The 19,845-nt window shown below is 43.2% G+C and carries 12 protein-coding genes; all 12 read right to left on the bottom strand.

The annotated features are described in order from the left end of the window. Nucleotides 1–1,869: 1,869 nt before the first annotated feature. The 12 genes from PAUR_RS06890 to PAUR_RS06835 all read right to left on the bottom strand — a co-directional run bounded on the left by PAUR_RS06890 (nucleotide 1,870) and on the right by PAUR_RS06835 (nucleotide 19,623). Nucleotides 1,870–2,298: a hypothetical protein gene (locus tag PAUR_RS06890; protein ID WP_192507054.1), complete on the bottom strand. Its 429-nt coding sequence runs from the start codon at nucleotides 2,296–2,298 to the stop codon at nucleotides 1,870–1,872. A 9-nt stretch (nucleotides 2,299–2,307) separates the two neighbouring features. Continuing rightward, nucleotides 2,308–3,789, bottom strand: coding sequence for a hypothetical protein (locus PAUR_RS06885; RefSeq protein WP_192507053.1), 1,482 nt, complete (start codon nucleotides 3,787–3,789; stop codon nucleotides 2,308–2,310). Between the two features lie 9 nt (nucleotides 3,790–3,798). Next, a complete protein-coding gene (locus tag PAUR_RS06880; RefSeq protein ID WP_192507052.1) occupies nucleotides 3,799–4,116 on the bottom strand; it encodes a hypothetical protein in 318 nt (105 codons plus the stop codon). 8 nt (nucleotides 4,117–4,124) lie between these two features. Next, the gene (locus tag PAUR_RS06875; RefSeq protein WP_192507051.1) at nucleotides 4,125–5,318 is read right to left on the bottom strand and encodes a hypothetical protein; all 1,194 of its coding nucleotides are present in this window, start codon (nucleotides 5,316–5,318) and stop codon (nucleotides 4,125–4,127) included. Then, nucleotides 5,315–7,363 carry a DUF4815 domain-containing protein gene (locus tag PAUR_RS06870; RefSeq protein WP_192507050.1) on the bottom strand — a complete coding sequence of 683 codons (2,049 nt, stop codon included), beginning with the start codon at nucleotides 7,361–7,363 and terminating at the stop codon, nucleotides 5,315–5,317. Before PAUR_RS06870 ends, PAUR_RS06875 begins: the two co-directional genes overlap by 4 nt. A gap of 9 nt (nucleotides 7,364–7,372) precedes the next feature. Beyond that, complete coding sequence (locus PAUR_RS06865) at nucleotides 7,373–7,855, bottom strand: hypothetical protein (protein ID WP_192507049.1); 483 nt, start codon at nucleotides 7,853–7,855, stop codon at nucleotides 7,373–7,375. 230 nt (nucleotides 7,856–8,085) lie between these two features. Further along, nucleotides 8,086–8,967: a DUF4376 domain-containing protein gene (locus PAUR_RS06860; protein WP_192507048.1), complete on the bottom strand. Its 882-nt coding sequence runs from the start codon at nucleotides 8,965–8,967 to the stop codon at nucleotides 8,086–8,088. Between the two features lie 63 nt (nucleotides 8,968–9,030). Further along, nucleotides 9,031–12,384, bottom strand: a complete 3,354-nt coding sequence (locus PAUR_RS06855) for a hypothetical protein (RefSeq protein ID WP_192507047.1) — start codon at nucleotides 12,382–12,384, stop codon at nucleotides 9,031–9,033. Between the two features lie 387 nt (nucleotides 12,385–12,771). Next, nucleotides 12,772–13,320 carry a phage tail-collar fiber domain-containing protein gene (locus tag PAUR_RS06850; protein ID WP_192507046.1) on the bottom strand — a complete coding sequence of 183 codons (549 nt, stop codon included), beginning with the start codon at nucleotides 13,318–13,320 and terminating at the stop codon, nucleotides 12,772–12,774. A gap of 691 nt (nucleotides 13,321–14,011) precedes the next feature. Next, nucleotides 14,012–17,458, bottom strand: a complete 3,447-nt coding sequence (locus PAUR_RS06845; protein WP_192507045.1) for a hypothetical protein — start codon at nucleotides 17,456–17,458, stop codon at nucleotides 14,012–14,014. A gap of 307 nt (nucleotides 17,459–17,765) precedes the next feature. Next, nucleotides 17,766–18,779 (bottom strand): phage tail protein, encoded by a 1,014-nt coding sequence (locus PAUR_RS06840; protein ID WP_192507044.1) that lies wholly within the window; start codon nucleotides 18,777–18,779, stop codon nucleotides 17,766–17,768. A gap of 7 nt (nucleotides 18,780–18,786) precedes the next feature. Beyond that, entirely contained in the window at nucleotides 18,787–19,623 is an 837-nt protein-coding gene (locus PAUR_RS06835) for a baseplate assembly protein (protein ID WP_192507043.1), read from the bottom strand. Nucleotides 19,624–19,845 lie beyond the last annotated feature (222 nt).

The following is a 19,845-nucleotide window of genomic DNA, read 5'->3' as shown; positions in this document are numbered from 1 at the left end:
TTGGAATCTATGTAAAACGAGTTATTATTGATTAATAACAACACTGTATATCTTTTCTTTGATTAACCAGCTTAGGTATATATTACCGATTTTTACGGTTTGAAACAGGTCAATGCTGACCGTTTAAAAACATTCAGAATGATTCGCTTAAACAAATCATTTTGAATGTGTTTATTTGTATGTCGTTATCTTCACTAGACCCTGAAGCAAGTTCAGGGAGACGAAGAAGATATGTACTTCAAGGTGATAGATAATTTGCTCGATGACAGTTGCACTACTGTCACTACTCTTCACCCCACTCCATCGTATTCCTGACGCAGGTCAGGATCCATTTACCATATAAGCAAAACGCTTAAATTCACATCATAGAACAAAAAGCCGATTTAACCATACTCGAAAGTACACTAAACCGGCTTTAATCTGGACAAGTGAGATGTTTAGAAAACCTAAAATCAGCGCACTATGCTAAAGCAAACTCTTTTGAGCTTGTTGTCTAGCATAGGTGTATCTTACTGATTTTTAGCGTTGAAAACAGGTCAATGCTGACCCTCTCAAAACATTCAGAATGATTCGCTTAAACAAACCATTTTGAATGTGTTTATCTGTATGTCGTTATCTTCACTAGACCCTGAAGCAAGTTCAGGGAGACGAAGAAGGTATGCATTTCAAGGTGATAGCCACCATTTATAATGGTGACAGTTGCTTTGCATAGTGATAACCATCGTTTACAAGGTGGCTGTTGTTTTCATAACGATAAATATTTGCACGATAACAGTTGCTTTACTGCCACTGCGCTTCACCCAACTCCATCGTCTTCCTGACGCAGGTCAGGATCCAGATTACGTTATCGTTGATGTTGAACTCCACAATAACGCTCAAACCCACTAAACCCTGAATCAAGTTCAGGGCGACGAAGAAGGTATGCATTTCAAGGTGGTAGCCATCATTTATAAGGGGACCGTTGTTTGCATGGTGATAACCATCATTTATAAGGGGACCGTTGTTTGCATGGTGATAACCATCGTTTACAAGGTGGCTGTTGTTTTCATAACGATAAATATTTGCACGATAACAGTTGCTTTACTGCCACTGCGCTTCACCCAACTCCATCGTCTTCCTGACGCAGGTCAGGATCCATTTACCGTTTTACCGCAGCGCTTAAATTCACAGCACAGAACAAAAAGCCAATTTAGCCATACTCAAAAGTGCACTAAACCGGCTTTAGTCTGGACAGGTGAGATGTGTAAGCAAACCTAAAATCAGCGCACTATGCTAAAGCAAACTCTTTTGAGCTTGTTGTCTAGCATAGGTGTATCTTACTGATTTTTAGCGTTGAAAACAGGTCAATGCTGGCCCTCTCAAAACATTCAGAATGATTCGCTTAAACAAACCATTTTGAATGTGTTTATCTGTATGTCGTTATCTTCACTAAACCCTGAATCAAGTTCAGGGCGACGAAGAAGGTATGCATTTCAAGGTGGTAGCCACCATTTATAAGGTGGCTATTGTTTACATGGTGATAACCATCGTTTACAAGGTGGCTGTTGTTTGCATAACGATAAATATTTGCACGATAACAGTTGCTTTACTGCCACTGCGCTTTTCCTCACTCCATCGTCTTCCTGACGCAGGTCAGGATCCATTTGCCGTTTTACCGTATAAGCGCAGCGCCTAAATTCACAGCACAGAACAAAAAGCCGATTTAGCCATACTCGAGAGTACACTAAACCGGCTTTAATCTGGACAAGTGAGATGTGTAAGCAAACCTAAAATCAGCTCACTATGCTAAAGCAAACTCTTTTGAGCTTGTTGTCTAGCATAGGTGTATCTTACTGATTTTTAACATTTAAAACAGGTCAATACTGACCGTTATGTTAGATATTCATCGGGGATGAAGTTGAATAAGTTCAATGCATCGATGTTTGTTATATCAATAACATCTTGCTCAGCTAAGTTACTTGCTTCTCTCAGTTTTTCTCTAGCTAATAATTCAAGTTTTAAATGCTCTGTAGCCTCCATAATTACAGTATCATCAGCTCCTAACTTAGCCAATTCTAATCGCTCTTGGGCTCTTTCAATTCGCCAAAATGTGCTTGTTAAACGCTTAGCTACCGAGGCTTTAATTCTTTCAACTGCCTCGCCTTTATGCACTTGTAGTTGATCTATCTCTTTCGGCTCGTAACTCGCTGTATATTCGGCGGCAGATTCCGCAGTCCAATTAGTTCCCGTATCAGGGTTCACTTGCCAGAAATTTCCTTCAATACACATACCTTGAATTTCATTATAATAACAACTCATATTTTACTCCTAAAACGCTCTGCAAGTTCGGCCTAAACCATACTGATTATGTAAATAGTGCTCGTTCAAAATACCCACATTTGAATACGGGTTAATACAATTTATGGCAACGGCCATTATTCCCCCTTGATAGCCAACGTGATCTGGTTTTGATTTATATTGATACATGCCTAACAACTCGCCTGCCATACTTTGCAAAGCAATCGTTACTTCACCTTCACTATTTTGAGTGCCATTTGCATTGCTTGTTTTATAGGGTTCTGAATTACTGGTAAAAAATAAATTGAGTGGTTCTAATTTCTTTTCTTCAGTAAAACGGTAATGCGCACTGTATTTATTATGACCCATTTTAGTTACTCCATTGAGAATACCAAAATAGCCATGATAATTTTGTGCATATGAACTCATCGCACCTTCTGCATGGTTATACCTACTTATTCCATATGGATGTAATAACGTGTTAAATATAAAATTAACGCAAGTGAAATCACCAGAATTTACATAGTTTTGCAATGCCGTGGCATCAGGGATCGAGATTGCGGTAATGTTATTGCCGTCACGGTACTTTTCAATCAATAACGACGTCCCCTCATCAACGACTACCAAGCAGTGCTTTTTGTTGTCGTACAAAACACCTGTCGTCTGATACCCGTGATTCGTTGTCGTGGTTATGCCCCATTGATCCACCGCATTAACGTCCTTTTTGGGTTTAGTAATCGAATTAAACCCAGCTGTTTTACAAAAAATACCGCCGTAATCATTTACTGACGAACTGACTGAGTCTTGCGAGCTGAATACCACTTCATATTTAACATCATTCGGTTGTTCTTTTAATGCCAAAGGTAAAAATGCTGATGAACCATACTGAAATATTTTACTCGTCGGGTTTTGTTCAAAGGCATTATTATAAACAAAGCTCGTAAAATGTGCTGTTTTATGACTGGCATCATCACTCAAGGTCAAAAACTCAATTCGACTTTGCTCGTGAGTATTATTTGCCGTGTAGCTTGGTCGCACAAGGTGCGTTTCACCTGAACTATCATAAATCGCAAATGCCGCTGTTGTGCGTCCATTAGTACTGCTGGTGCTTGGCGTTTCTAATTTGGTCAAACCAAACAAGGGTTTTACATAACTTGCCGAGGCATGCTGTTGTACCTTGGTGATATTTTCAATCGCAGGTGTAATATTATCTAATTGGCTTAGTTGCACACTGCGCGAGACCAATGTATTGGTTGCATTATTCACCGACTGCGTTGCGTTTACCATCGTTGATGTATTGTTACTCGTCGCTTGTTTTAACTCCTGCGTCGCAACATCTAAATGCTCCTCTGCAACCGCTACGAGGGCTTTTTCTAATCTGTCATTATCTGCTAATTTGGTTATCGCATTACTGACTAACGCTTGGTCTTCTGCCGATAGTGGTGTGCTGCCTTGCATATCAGCTACCAGTTTATCGACCATGGCCTGTACGGCATTTTGTATTGTTGCCATAATATCCTCTTAAAGTGGAAAAATTGATTCGCCCAGTATTTGGTTGAGCTTGTGTTTACGTGCTTGCTTGATGTGTTTGTCTGACAAAGCATCATGTTTATCGGATAAGCTATCTTGCTGCGCCTGCATACGAGTACCTTGCTCCTCCAACGCTTTTCGCAGTGTCTCTCGTGCATCTTCTGCTTGATTGTCAGCTTGTTGTAACATGTAAACATTGCTGTCAATGGCTTTTAATGCTTCAACCAGCCTTAACACATCTTGGTCTAGCTGATTGGTTGGGTGTGGTAATGGATATGTTTGATGTAGGGTTTTATTGTCAACAGTCATTGACCCTCCTAGGTTGAAAATGCCCTCAAATTACGCACTCTGGGCCGGCTTGACGCGGTGCCATTGAGTACTAATTTCACTCGTGTGCTATCTTGGTTAATTTGCGGTAGTTGATAGTCTCTTTGCTGCCAACTTTGTGCGAGTTCTTGTGCGCCACTCAGAGTTAACTCTTGCCATTGCTGGCCTTGTTCAACCATCACTTGTACAGACGCCGTCGCGGGTGAATTAACTTCAAAGCTCACCGTAAATTTCCCCCCATTGCGACATGTAATAATACGAGATATATAATCCGCCGATGGACTAACAACCCCTTGTGCACATTGGCTATCAGCAAACACGATTGGGCTCACTGTACTGCTACCACTTAAATGCGCAGTGACATTCACTGGGCCTGTAAAGGGTGCTGGCAACTGCGATGGCTGCCACTCTTGCAATCTGCGTGTACTGAATGATGCATCCTGTGCGCTTATTTCAAACTCAACATCTGTATCTGCATTAGGCCGTTGAACCACACCTAATGCCATCACATCCGTCATGCCTTGTGCAGTCACATTTCCTAAGTCAATGCTATGCGTGGTGTGTGTGAATTTGGCAGCTTTTAACCTGAAGGTAAGATCTCGCTCTTGATGCGGGGTCCAGGTACTGGCATTACTTGATGATAGCAATACACCCACTTGATAAGGCTGACTGGTAACCCAACCCGTGTGTTGGTCAAACTGACCTAGCTCCGATATGGCCACTTCATGTTCAGCCCCATCCGTTAACACCACAATCGCATACTCTTGACCTGCCAATAAATACACTGGCATAAAGTGAAACAGAGTCGACGCATCACCTAAGTTTATATCTACACTATCGAGGCTCGTTTGCGCGAGCACATTTTGGGTTGGTATCCCTTGTACTACCTCTCTAATTTGTACCTGTACAGCTTCTTTGCCTTTTACTTTAAACCACAACTCAACCGCCGCGATAAAGCGGCTTTGTTCCAAAGTAAATGTTTGTGCTAATGGATCATAGCGCTGAGTTACGATGGTATTCACTTGGCGCATGGTATCAACACGAATCGTGCCACTACCGGTATAAACGGCACTGCCATTTGACTTACCCGCACCTGCAAATTGCACTCGCTTTCTACCCGCAGGGATGTTACTCGGAATCGTAAACTGCCCTACGACTTCACCCGCTTCATTTGCTTTTATCATGATGTTTCCTCCGCCGTTACAACCACCCCATCGAATGTCACTGACGCTAGTACTTCATTAGGTCCAAACCCACTGATTGTGAATTGAACCGTTCTTGGTCGTAGGAATTCTAATTGCTGGACTTGTGTACCAACACGCTCTGTTGTGACACGCGTCGTTATACGCCGAACTCGCCCCCCACCGCGTGTAAAACGACGCGTAACTGGGCTTGACCATACCTGCTGTGTTTGCGTCCAATGATCAACACTCGGTGTTAATGTCACACGTGCCGGTACCGGTTCAAAAGCCTGATAAGGATTCACTTTCATAGTGCCCGTTTGACTCGTTTGCACTAATACATCTTCTAATTCATACGGCAAAAGCTGTGCAGCATTGGCATTATCCAGTGCGTTAACTGTCACATCAATTGGTAGCAATAATTCCCCATCAATGATGGCTGCAGTTTGTGCAATATGCTCATCTCGTAAATCATCATCTAAAAATGGATCTACAAATACCCCGTATTTACTCGCCGAATCTTGTGCGTTGGTGTCGTTGCGTAGCCGTTCGATTGCAATTAGCTGATACAAATCGCTGATCTGTGATTGCATAAAATGCATATCAGCCATGTTGACCACTTGAATTGCGGCAAGCTCTATACGCGGAGTCGTGCTTCCCCAACTTTGATGCACAAATGCCAAGGGTAAATGCTGCTCTGGAACTTGAGGTTTTACCGGATTTTGTATCGCAGATGCACCTTCAATACGCTTAACCTCTCCTAGTGCTGTGAGCACGATCAAGTCAATACGCGGTTTTAAATAGACATAATCAACACGTAATTGGGCATTTTCAACAAGCTGGCCCCCATCTGGCAGTTGCTGATTGATGGTATAATGCGTTTCGTTATATTGCAGCGCACTCCCCACAAGAATATCAACATTGTACTCATACTCTGCCACATACACGTCGTTCGGCGCAGGCGCATTGCCTGAATGTTTCCAAGCAATATGATTCCCCGTCAATACACAATCATTGCCAATATCATATTCAATGGTGGCATCGCCTTTTTGCTGGGTCACAGAAATAATTCGCGTAACACTAAAATCAGCGATTAAATCCAGGCCCCCTACTTCTGTGCTTCGTCGCATTTGCACCGCTTTTCTCGCTGTAGTGCCTACTTTATCCACTTGCTTTATGGGGAAAAAATCAAATGCGACTGTCTGTTTACCTGTGTTGTCTGGCGTGAAACTCGTCGGCTCATTTTTTATTGTCTGCTCATCCGGTGTAACCGAAAATGCTGCTGGCAACGCGGTATTAAGCGCCACTTCAAAGCCATCAATATGCGCCTTACCTTCTTGCACACTATAATGCTGAGTCGTACCTTGTGCTTGTTGCTGTGTGTTTAAATAGTTCAAGGCCATGCCGGAAATAACATAGCTACCACCATTTGACTCCCTGTCATAGCGCGCTAATGCCCGCGTCACTGAATCAAATTTTGCTGGTGAATGATTAAGTAAAACCACCCCATTGTTTATTTGATGGACAGGGTAAAACTCACTCTTTTCACCCATTTTTGAGTCCTGCGGCGTATCACTTAATCCCCACTGGCCCATCACTTGTAATCGCGCTGCACCGGGTTCATTGTAGTTTTGAGCACGCATGGGAGAGTCTTCCCCTGCAGGGTCTAATAGGGCTGGGTCTAGCAGTTCCGTCACCACTGAGCTCGTCAACCATACACCCACCACCACAGTGCCGGTCAATGATATTGCAAACGCTGTTGCGCTGATGTGATGTACCGCCCCATTTAAATACACATCAGCCTCACTCATTTTAGCGATTTTATCTTGTGTATCTACCACCACAGTCCCACCCGATACAATACTGCCATTTTTCATCATGACATCACCCAGCCCCTTTACCTGCTGGTTAACTTGTAACTGTAAGTCGTTCAACTCGCGGCTTTGTAAGCCTTTCCCCGCTCTAAATAGCAATTGCTGATATTGCTTAGATGCATCAAATCCTTGGTAATATTCATCCTTTAAAACATCTTTAATAAACTCTGTCATAGTCGTCACCTAGAAGCTGAGGACAAATTCAAAGGTTTCACGCACCCCTTGATCTCGATACATCGCAGGCCGATGCTCAACCAACATCAACACACCTGGGTCAACAATGTCGCTCGGTGCATGATAAAACTTACCTGCGGGCTCGCCGCTACTTGGCTGAGTCCCCACCATCAAGCCCAATTCACGTATGGTTTTATCAAGGGCATCGGTAAAGTCGTAATTGAACTCACAATATATATGTGGCGTTGCTTGCGAACTGGCAGTAAAGCCGCCTTCTGGCACTTGAATTTCACCATTAACGTCAGGCTCACAATATAACACCCTGCGCGCTTTGCGATATCCTAAAACTTGGGTTAACTGTGTGCTTGTACTTTGCTCTGTAACAGGGGTGGAGTCCCATTGTGGTTCTCCCGCCCCCCATGCTAAATAGATACTTTGCGCTTTAACGGCTTTAGCCAGTTCAATTCGGCCCACTCGCGTTAATATGGCCACTATGACCTCCTATTATGTTCATCAATTTGTTTTAGGATCTACTCACATCACATGTGTTGCATGAAAACCTAAAACCCAAAAAGCCGCGTCACGGGGGATGCGGCTTTACGTAAAAGTACGTATGTTGTTTAAATTAACTCGTGTTACCTGAAGTAACCGTATTATTTGACGTAACCCTGTTGCCAAAGGTAACTCGCTACGCTTCATTTATGTGCAAAAAAAGTACGCTTTTAAGATGCTGGCACCCATAATGCTGACTGCTGCTCACCTGCGAGTTTACAGGCATCAAACAACTGCTTTTTACTCACTTGCACCACATCATTATTGGCTAATACCCATCTGGTTGTATGTGCGTCTTCCATCAGCAATAACGCGCGTGCCATACGCTGTTGGCTCATCTCATCGGCATCAAACTCCATGCCTTCTACAATAACTGTTTGCTGTGCCACTTTAAGCGCTCGACTTGCTTTAAAGCGTGCCCGCTGTACTTGTGCAATATATTCTGCACTGTGTGCCTGCGTTGCAGGATAAATACGCAACACATGTGCTTCATCGTCATATTCTTTGCGCTGTACTTGCGTTTGTGTTGTGAGTTCTAAATCCACCTCAACATACTCAGTACGGTAACAGCTTCGGCGCAGCGTCATGTCTATTCTTGGTTGCTGTGGCAACTCAGGCACTTCGACCAAAGCGGCTTCTACGCCATTATTTTCAGCCGAGCTTTCAGCTGTACTCTCAGCCATACTCTCAGCCGCTGTTATCGTCGCATTATGTGCAAGTGCGTCATCGCGCTTAGCTTGTGCTATAACAACTTCTAGCTCCCATTGCTGGTATGCGGCAACATGCTTGGCTTGCTCATAGGCAATGGCTTGCTTTAATGCGTTATCAATTTGTGATTGCGGGTGGCGCAGCGCCATTTTCGTCAATACATTCTCGTACGTAACCTGCGCTAGTGGTACTTCTTCATTCTCTGATTCATCCCTACTATTGGCACTATCTAGTGGTGATACATACTGAGCCGTTGCCTCTGCCGCTTCTACTACCACTGCTTGTTCAGATGTCGACGCTGCAATGTCGGCTTTATTCGCTGAGCTTTGATCATTAAGTTCCATGGTTTTCCTTATGCCACTGACATACATTTATGTACGCCAGTAACTCTATTTCAATGTTGAAAGTTAGTTATGAGCAATGCCAATAGGCATTTGGGTGTGGTGGCAAAATACTTCGACCGTATTACCATTGAGGTCAGTTTTTACATCTTCCCCGTTGACGATTGAAATGGTTTGGTCGTCGCCCCAATTTTCAATTTGAACTGGGGTTAAAAACGTCGGATCACCATTAACATTAATCGCACCAATTGTCCCGTCGTCTTTTTTGTACCAAGCGGGGCTATTTAATACCGACGACATTGAACGATTGCAATACCATAAACCTCCATCCATTAAGGTTCCCGTTCCAAGTTTAAATAAGTAATGCTTATTCGGTTCTAAATTGGTATCTAACATTGCGTTAGATATCACTGTGTATTCAGGGGCATCGTACTTCAACTCAGCACCATGAAGCTGCAAATATAATAAACCATCCTTTTCAGTGATAGTAGACATCGCTTTAACTGCCGGAGACTGACCTCCCTGAGAGGCTAAGGGCAATGCCGCATGTCTTGGTGCATATTTTCCATATGTGCTTAATGCATTGTCTATTATTCTATATGCTCCAAGGTGCGGGACAAAACCTTGAGCAGGGTCCACTGTAGCTTTACCTGCGTTACCTGTAAGAGAGCCCTGTAGATTATTACCTTCCCCCACACTAGAATGAGTCGTGTAAAAAACATCACCTACATCACCAATTACCACAGAATTATTACTTGCTTGAGTGAAGTCTGAAGACGCTTCATAGTGAACTAATATAACACTGTGTGGATTATCAATTGTGGTATCCAAAACCAGTGTATTTAGTTGCTTGCTAAACGACTGAGATCGTTGCAACCAAGTTTCGCCATTATCAACAGTATAGAATACTTGAGAGAGTGGACTCGACGCGTTAGTACACTTTCTATTTAAAGGAACAGAGCCAACCCCCTCACGAGGTAGCTCAGGGATCCACTGCCCAATAACGCCTTTGGGGAACGTAGCCGCGACCCGTGAAGGGTCTCCAATAATATCCACCCAAGGGAGTGAATCGAATTCTGTATTTGAAGCAAAGTAATTATGCCCTACAATGTGCCAATTTCCACTTCTGAAGTCTGAATCATTCAAGTCATCCGCACTCTGACTGTTTAACCAAGCATAATTTACATCATGCTCTGTAAAATTAGCCCAATAAGCTCTTAATTTACTCGGTTCTTGCGGCGACGAACCAAAAATTGCACGAAACACTCTTCCGTCATCTAATATAATGTACCCTTGGCATTCTAGGTGAGCTGACTGATTATATTTCCCCCAATATTTATCCCAAACACCAACAGCATTTATGTAACAAGCTGAAGTCTCTCCTTCTCCCTTAGATACTTCCTGCGGTCTATTTGTAAAAGGCACCTTACCCTTTCCGCGCAAAGTGCCTGCAACCGCTTTGCGCATCGTCTCTTCCCGCAACTGGTTCACATCAAGCTTGTTGGCATTGAGGCGTAAGTCTTCTACCTGTCCTGCGTAGATTGCATCGTGATATTTATATTGATCTGGGCGGCCTGTATTGTTTGAGTCTATTTTACCAGAATCATTAGTAAAACCACCTTGGGCTGGGATAGTATCTCCGTTGATAAACGCATGCATTGTAGATTTTATGTATGATGCTACCGAAGATGCGTACCACTGAAAGTTATACCCATTAGTGCCATCGGCCCGATTCCATCTAGCACAACCCATCGGATTATAAGTCGGATGATAAGCACCTTGGTTCATACGTTGCACAAGGGCTATAGGAACTGCGTAACACTTACCGTCGTGTGCAACGTTAGTATCGCTTTGTAGTGATGTTGAGGCTGCGATAAGTGAGCCAATATCTGGGTTTAGGTTGTAAGATTGTGATGCACCACCGCCAACAAATAGTCCTGTAGCACCTTGAGTGTATTTGTCAAAGTCCTTAGAAATAGATGAATGTTGGCCTTGTGGTTTGACTCGCAATGATTGGGCGTACTGCATACGCCATCCTGTAGAATCTACTTGTTTACTTCCTGTATGCACCCAATCATTCCCAAGCCCTTCAACAACCCGTATTCTATAGCGTACTTGAATGTAGGCCTTGACCTCTGGATCATAATAGATATTGTGCGCTGGGTTCGCCAATAGCTTAACGCGACTCGCTTCTGATAAACTTGACCATTTAGCACCATGGCCTGTGGTATTGCCATCCCACTCGCCAAATGCACTGTAACCCTGTGCCACCAAGTTATTCTGCAATGCAATACCTTCGTAAGCGGTTGCACCGTATTGCACGTTACCCAACGGATAAACCACATCTTTGTCAGCTATTTTTTCATGCCATGACTCAAGAAATACGAGATCTTTACGAGAAGTAATGACTGATTCTGTTGTTGGTAGCACTTGAAACGTATGAACCTTAAGAGCCTGATCAACGACAGGATCTGGGACTCTAAAATAAACCCCTCCTGACGTGATAGTACAATTAAACGTTAAGTCTACAGTCTTACCGGCTTCTAGGATAATACTCTTCATTAGAGGAGCATCTCCCGCTGGAGAGTTACTATCTCTCAGTTCAAGCGCTTTTGTGATAGATGATTCCACCCGCACAACAATTTTAGCAGAACCTGCGGGCTTTCCTGTCGATAACGAAAAACCACTTGGTTTGGTACTTTCAAATTTAAAAGTACTATTCGTTACATCATATTTGCCATCGGCCACAGCGCTCAGGTTATTTTTTCTTTCATTAAATGCCTCAGCAGCACTTGTATGCTCAGTCACAACGCCAGTAGCAGAGTCATAAGCCTTAGTGCCATCTGGGGCTGCCGGAAACTTAATTCGATTCATTAAATCTAAATTGTTTGAATTAATTAGGCTTAACTTATGCGTCACGCCATCAATCACACTTTCTGGATAATCAGTATTTGATATTCCTTGTGGGTTTGTGCCTTGCGAGCCCATTAGTAACTCATTAGCATGCGCCACAGACAGCGCTGATTGATACAAGCCATTATTGATCCATTTTGGGCTCCAACTACCTTCAGGTTGATAGCACTTCCCCCACTCTACAAAGCCACTGCCTGCATACTGCTTTTTGCGTAGTTCACGCAAGGCATTAAACTGGGCTTTGGTCATCACGTGGGGGTTGGGGTTTATTTTTTCAGCGTCGGCGATAATACTTGCCAGCGTGTCAACCTCATGGCTGTTGCCCGCTATATCTTTAAAGGCGACTTTGCCGGTTTTGGTGCGCCAGTCGTCCATCACGCTGTGATTTTGTGATACCACATTAATGGTGTCGATGCCGCTTTTCACATCATCAATCAGCTTGTTGGCTGAGTCGGCATGTTTTGCTGCTTCTAAAGCAACATCTGTGAGTGTTTGTTCTAAAGTCATAAAAAGTTCCTCGTTCAAAACCTGTTATGTACAAACCATTTAAAGGGTTCTTCACAACAGGCCCCCACTTAGTCTGAATAGCCTAAAGGCTACCTATTATGCTAAGGGGTTTGTCTCTCGCAAATGGCATTGTGCGCTGTTTATTATGCGACTTACTTGCTGCGCGGTTCATTGCTGCGCGGCACATAAATCGATGCCATTACCGTGTTATTGTGTCGGTAGTCAATACTAGGTATTAGGTGCTAAGAATCAGTTGCTAAATATTAGATGTTTGATTTTAGATGTTCGGTATTAAATGTTAATGCTGATTTACCGACATGATGCAAATGACACCGTGCTTAATTCGCTACTTAGCGATAAGCTCCATTATTCGCCCTATGATAAGCCCTATAAACCCGCTTTGCGCAAGCGCTCTTCTAGTAGCATATTGCTATGTGCTTGCTGTATGAGGTTTTTACCTTGCAATAACTGTGCGTGAGTCAAACTGGCGAGTTCTTTTGCCATAAAAATATTGGCGTTATTCACACCCATTTCAAAACTGATGTTATTTGATGGCAGCGTCGACACATCGAGGGTAAACATTTCTACCCAAGCTGCATTCGCTGCTTTATGATTGAGTTGCTGATTAGCAATACTGTACACGGCTGCTAAGGTCCCTTCTGACCAAATGCCGATTTCTTTTACATCATACGTTTTCTCGCCGTCAAATAAGGCGCTAAACCGTAGGTGGTTGTTATCGAGCTTTTCTGCGCCTCCAATAGGCACGATTTGTTGTTGTTGACGTAATTGCGTTTGGGTATCACTGGGCGTATACGCTTCGCTGCCCGCCGACACATGCGTGATTGTTAAACTCAATCCTTGCTGTGACGCCGACATCAGTTTAGCGAGCCCTTGTTTAGTCCAAACTACCGCCGAATACGTTGTCGATGTAGTCATGGCTTTCTCCATAAAAAAGGGGATGAAATGTATTTTATCGTGCCAAACACTCTCGGTTCTACCAAACTCACGATAGCGCACTTAGCGCCTGTTGCAGCTTAGTTGATATAAAATACACAATAAAATGATAGTAAGTAACCTCAGCTCTGGATAAGCGAATTTGCCCAATAAAGCTATTTTCCTCACTATCGGTGTTGCTTTTATGCAGTAATAGCCCGCTATTACTGCATAAAAGCGCCTTGATATTGAACAAAATATCATCATTGGAATGTACGTAAGTTTGTTTTCAAAACATTTTCTATTCCAAAACCCTTATCCAAACCTGAGGTTAAATAGCGATGTTGCAAGATCACAATGAACGCACGTTTTTGTATTCACTTAAATACACCTCAGTGCTGAAACTGTGCTCACAATATCGCTACTATACCCCCTTCTTAAAAAGAATAACGGACAACTTTGCCCTCACCATTTTACATCTCACATGTGAGAGGTGGCAGTAATACACGTTAACTCTCAAACACTTGGAAAAACAGGCCCACTGTGCCGCCCAATAAATAACCTCGTATAAGCTAACAATAAATGACCTGCAATCACTCAAAGCGTAATACCGCTGGCTTTGCTTTTCATGTAAGTGAGCCATGCCAGTGGTATTATTTAATACAACTGCCTGACTCCAATCAAGCTAACTTGCTTAGTTGCTGGCAATACCCAATGGTATTTGAGTATGGTGACAAAACACCTTCACCGTATTGCCGTTCAGGTCGATTTTAACATTTTCACCATTAACGATAGGAATGACTTGGTCGTCGCCCCAATGGCTATCAAATGAGCGAATTAAAGTGAACTTAGTGCCGGTATTAGTCATAACTTCACCTAAATCATTTAAGGTATAACCATTGTAAGAGCTGGGGTTCCAAGTGGTTCCTGCGTGATCAACTAATGCTACCATCGGCCTGTTTACTAGTGCATTATCAAATCCCTGAAACAAGTAAACATGACCTTTTGTAATAGCTCCTGTAGGAGAACCAGCATTAATTACAGTCATATCAGCGATTGTGCGAGGTTTAAATTTCAATTCAGCACCATGTAACTGTAGATACAGCAGCCCATCTTTTTCAGTGACGGTTGAAAGTGCTTTAACTGCGGGTGAATTATCGTTTGGCGTGTCTAAACTTAATGGTGCATGTAGCGGTTCATCTCCAATAACAGAAGTCCACCCTAAATCACCATCAGGAGCGTATTTAGAATACTTAGTTACAGATACAAATTCTTGTAAATAAGCACCACCACTGCGCTTACCAATTTTACCAACTAGGGATGGATGTAGCCTATTTCCGTACTGTACTTGATGTGCTTGGCTAGCATATACATCGCCAACATTGCCAACTATGGCATAGTTGCTTGAAGGTTCAGTGAAATTTGAGGGGGATTCGTAGGTGACTAAAGTAACGGCATCCTCACTGTTAAAGTGATAAATTGTATTTTTTGGATCATTAGAACCAAGATCCCAAGAAAAATCTACCCAAGTGGATCCATTGTCTGTTGTTCTAGTCCTGCGGTGCCTTAAAACTTGCTTACGATTAAGTTGCCATTGCTTTGTCCCAACGGTTAAATCAGGAACCCACTGCCCGATAACCCCATCAGGGAATGTAGCTGCGATTCTTTCAGGGTCTCCGATAATATCTACCCAAGGGAGTGAATCGAATTCAGGCTGAGGAAATCCAACATAGCTTCTCTCCTCATTTGTAAAATCCTTACCTATAAACATTACCAGCCAACCCGTACTGCCTGCTGGGAAATCAGGGAAATCACTATGTCCATTATCGTAAGCATAGTTTTCTGACCCTGTAGTCTCTGATAAAACTACAGTACTACAACCGCTAATAGTACCAGAAGTGTTGTCAATGAAGTATCCTGACAAGGTGGTAGATGTTGTAGTTAACCCACTACTCCAAGCTGTATTTCCTGCGGTATAAGGGATTAACCCCTTTAGGCTGCCAATAGTCTCAAACCTTAGCAATCCCGAACCAGAGCTAAATGAGGAGCTTGATGTTACAGGGAATACAATAGTAAATGGAACACTTCCCTTACCTCGCATTTCACCTGCAACAGCTTTACGAATGGCATCTTCACGTAACTGCTTCACATCAAGCTTGTTGGCATTGAGACGTAAATCTTCAACCTGCCCTGCGTAGATAGCATCGTAATATTTGTATTGGTCTGAACGACCTTCAAACCCGTAAGGATGCCCTATATGACCACTATTACTTAGAAATACACGAGGATCAAACATTGCTGACGTGCTTATTACATGATCTTTATTTGTACCAAAAACATTATACCATAAAGCCGAAGTTCTCTGATCTCCATAATCGTTAGTAATCGGTTTCGTACCCATCGGGTTATAACTAGGATGATAGGCACCTTGGTTCATACGTTGCACTAACGCTATTGGTAAAACATAAGGTGAAGTACCTGCTACAGAGTAAGGTGCTGAATGATATGTTGCTGTAGCATACAACCCGGCATCACCTACGACATGATTATTTCTATATTCAGCAGTAGTATAGAAACCAACTAAACCGCCTGAATCAGTTGGGTAATCTTTATCTAAATCTTGAACTATGTTTTCCCTCATCCCTTTCGGTTTAACACTGAAAACATTATTTCTAAAAGATAACTCATCCGTTAAACCTGTTTTCGAGCTATTTCTCGCAAATCGTACAGGATAATCCCAATCTTCTCCCAGCCCTTCTATTACCCTAATACGGTAACGCACTTGGATCAGCTCACCGACTTTTGAGTCGAAGTATATATTATTATCAGGGTTGTCTATAAAGTGTTTACGCTCACTTTCACTTATCGTTGACCACCTAGCGCCTCTTCCTTCAGTCTTACTATCCCAGTCACCAAAAGCGCTGTAAGATTTAGGTATACCAAACGTAATGTCTATAGGCCATACAGGAACACCTCCTGCTTCTGAAATCACCCCTTCAAATTGAACATTCCCGAGAGGAAATACAATATCTTTATCGGCAATTTTTTCATGCCACGTTTCTAATAACACCAAATCTTTACGTGAAGTAATAACCGACTCTGTTATTGGTCTTATCGATACTGAGTGCACATTTATAGATGCTGTACTTGAAGTTACAGCACTTGGTCTGATCCTGAAGTATGGCGTCGTTTCAGTATCAACGTCGTTTAATTCAAATACATTCACTCCACTCGTTAGTGGGATCCCTGCTGAGCCTCCACCGCCTGTCATTCTATAATAAAAATCCGGGTTATCTGTCACATTACTCAATACTATCTCAACTCTAACAGATGCAGGAGTATCAAACGTTTGCTGTATATAACCCGCACCTGATGTTGTGTTGGTGACTGTATTAACACCATTGTTTACAGATTGAGTGGCAGAGTTACCATTAGCCCAGCGACTAATATCTCCCCTAAAGTCACCGTTCTCTACTAGTCCTTCAAAAGCCTGTGCAGCGCTTGCATGCTCAGTTACAACACCCGTGGCTGAATTATAGGTTTTGGTGCCGTCCGGCGCTGGTGGAAAAGGTATATTATTGGATATGGAATCAGGTTCGTTTACACCCTCTATAACATGTTGAACGCCACCCACAACCGCTAATGGAAACGCAGCTTTTGATACGCCTAACCCGTCACTGTCTCGACGCCCAAGCTTTATTGTATTCGGTGTAGTCTGAGCGTCATACATACCTTGGTTAATGGCAACCTCTAACCCTCCATCTCTGTGCCTCCCCCACTCTACAAAACCACTGCCTGCATATTGCTGTTTACGCAGCTCTCGCAACGCGTCAAATTGGGCTTTGCTCATCACATGAGGGTTGGGGTTGATTTTTTCACTGTCTAAAATCAGTTTGGATAGCGTATTTACCTGTTTATTTTGGCCTTGTAGGTTTTTAAACGTCACGGTGCCGTGTTTTGTTTGCCAGTCATTCATGGCTTGGTAATTACTATCAACAAGATCATGGGTGTTTTGAATATCGCCTTTTACGGCATCTATTGTGGCTAAACTGCTTGTTACACTGTTGGCTAATTTCACACTTTCGTCTGTCAGCTCTGCGACATCAACTTGTAACTGGGTTAATCCGTTTTCGATTGTCATGGGAAGGTCCTTTGAAGGTCATGCTTATCCGCAAGGGAGTGTTATACCAACCTGATCAAAATAGTGATTATGCTAGCGGGCCAACTAACCCATTAACGCCACTACTTTATGCAATTGGTATCAAAATGGAAAGCGTGTTTTGTGCTGGTCACAAAACACGAATTGATTGATGGTGCTCAGGTTTCGGTATGCTCTTCAACCCAAACTTATCTGCATTTCAGTGCATTAAATACTAAAAATAAAAGTACTGGAGATAACAGTACTATAAATAAAAGAACGATAGATATGAGTACTTTAGGTATGAGTACTAGGAATTTGGTACTTTTGACGTCATATTCAGCGTCCCAAAGTTCATGCGGCCCGTATTAGCACCGGCAAAGTAAAGGGGTTGTACGGTGCGTATTTGGCTATGCGCAATCACCGCTTTACATAATTGGCCTTGGCTGCCATTTACTGTGCCATGTAAATCGCCCACCCAACCGCCTTGCCATGTGCCACCCCAGCCACGTTGAGCCAGTATTTTTTGCTGGCTGGTGGTGCGGTGACGAAGCAGCTGATTTGGTAAACGCGATGGGACATTACCGCTTAGGTAATAACGCCATGGCTGTACAATATCGAGCTGTTCACTGGTTTTAATGCGGGTGCGATGATGGCCAAAATGTAGCTGCTGTACCGAGCTGCCTATCTGTTGGCTACTGCGATTACCAAAACTGGCTTTGCAGAGCATTTTACCATGCTCAAAAACAGGCACACCTGAATAGTCTGATAGAATATGACCAAAGAGGGCTCGCTCACCTGATAAGGTTTGATTACGAATATCATAACCATGGTATAGCCGGGTGAGCTTGGCACTGACTGGCGCTGATAATTGTGCCAATTTAGTCACATTGCTGGTACGCCCTTTAGGCAACTCACCTAAATCAAGCTGATAGGTGTAATGATGTCGCCCTAGTGCGGTATTTTCAATGTGCACAGCCGGTAAGTTAAGCCAGCTGAGCGCCAATTCTAAACTTTTCGGTGTGCCCCGAATGCGTTGCCACGCAAGGCCATCTTTTAAGGTTTGCCGTAAATTTCTACTATATGGCAAAATCGCTTCAAGGCCATATTCCCACACCAACCACATCAGCAACGCATCATTTGGCTGAGCTTTTAAATTGGTTAATTGTGAAATAGCATCATTATAAGGCGCATGCTGCTGACTTAATAACGCTTGTTGTTGTAATTGGCTGTGATTCGGGGGTAGCAATGCTTGCGGTTGTAGCTCACTCTCATTAGCTGGCGGCGATGTTTGCTTCACATGCGTAACATTCGTAACTTGCATAGGCCCCTCACTGACAGAGTTTTAATGTGACAGTACCCATCACAGCACACTGGGTTTTATCAATACTTTGTAATTTTTCAGGTTGGCGCAACACCACATCTCGCACGCCTTTTTTGTGCAGTTGTGCGCTTAACCAGCTGGGGGTTAAATCCCACCCCAAACGCGCTTCTTCTTCCCACGCACTGGCAAGTGACGCTTTCAGTTCATTAAATACCCGTTCAGAGGTGTTTTCTTGCAAATAAACATCCGCCACCACATCAATGTATATCAGCTCAGCTTTATTCACGTCTACGGTATCCGTGAGCATTTTTACATCACTGGCGGTCACCGCACTCGCTGCTTTGGCAACCACTTCATCAACATCGTGCTCTTTTTTAACCAACACCGTAATTGTGACTAAGCCATCTTTTAGGCTCTGAACCGACACATCAAGAATGGCCGTTGGTGCAGCGTTGAGTGCATGTTTACGGTAGTGCACGTCACTGCCTGCGGTACTTGATGCTATGGTGTTATCGCGTATACGCAATCGATAGTCATCATCTGGCTCCTCGTTAAGACGCAATACACCATAAAACGCCCCTAAATGTTGTAAATCCGCATGGCTTGCTTTGGCCAATAAGTTCGACGCAGCAGCGTCGTTTATGCGCTGGCGTAGCAGCGCCTCACGGTAACTTTCTACCTGTAACCACACATTAATTGGATCACTTTCAAGTTCAAGGGCATCAGAGTATGCCGGTGCATATTCAATAAAACGTTGCTTACGCTCGGTTAAAATGTCTTGATAAGAAAGTGGTTCAATGATGTTTGGTTCAGGCAGGGTTTGTAAATCAATATGTGTGGTCATGCCACCCCCTTGTAAAACACTAGGGGCTGTTGATCTTTGCTGTTCTATTTTTGTTCTCTTTGAGCATGCTTTTATCGCGGCGCTGAATATGTGGCCTAGTAATCTAAGCGAATATAAAACAACAAAGAGAAAGCGGTGCTCAAAAGAACTGGTAGGCAGCGCTTGGTTGGCTTTTCTACTGTGTTATCGGCTGACTCACATGGAAGAACCATGCTACGCAGC

It is taken from the genome of Pseudoalteromonas aurantia 208 (assembly GCF_014858725.1).
Taxonomy (GTDB): domain Bacteria; phylum Pseudomonadota; class Gammaproteobacteria; order Enterobacterales; family Alteromonadaceae; genus Pseudoalteromonas; species Pseudoalteromonas aurantia.
This window is presented reverse-complemented; position numbering and strand designations above follow the sequence as displayed.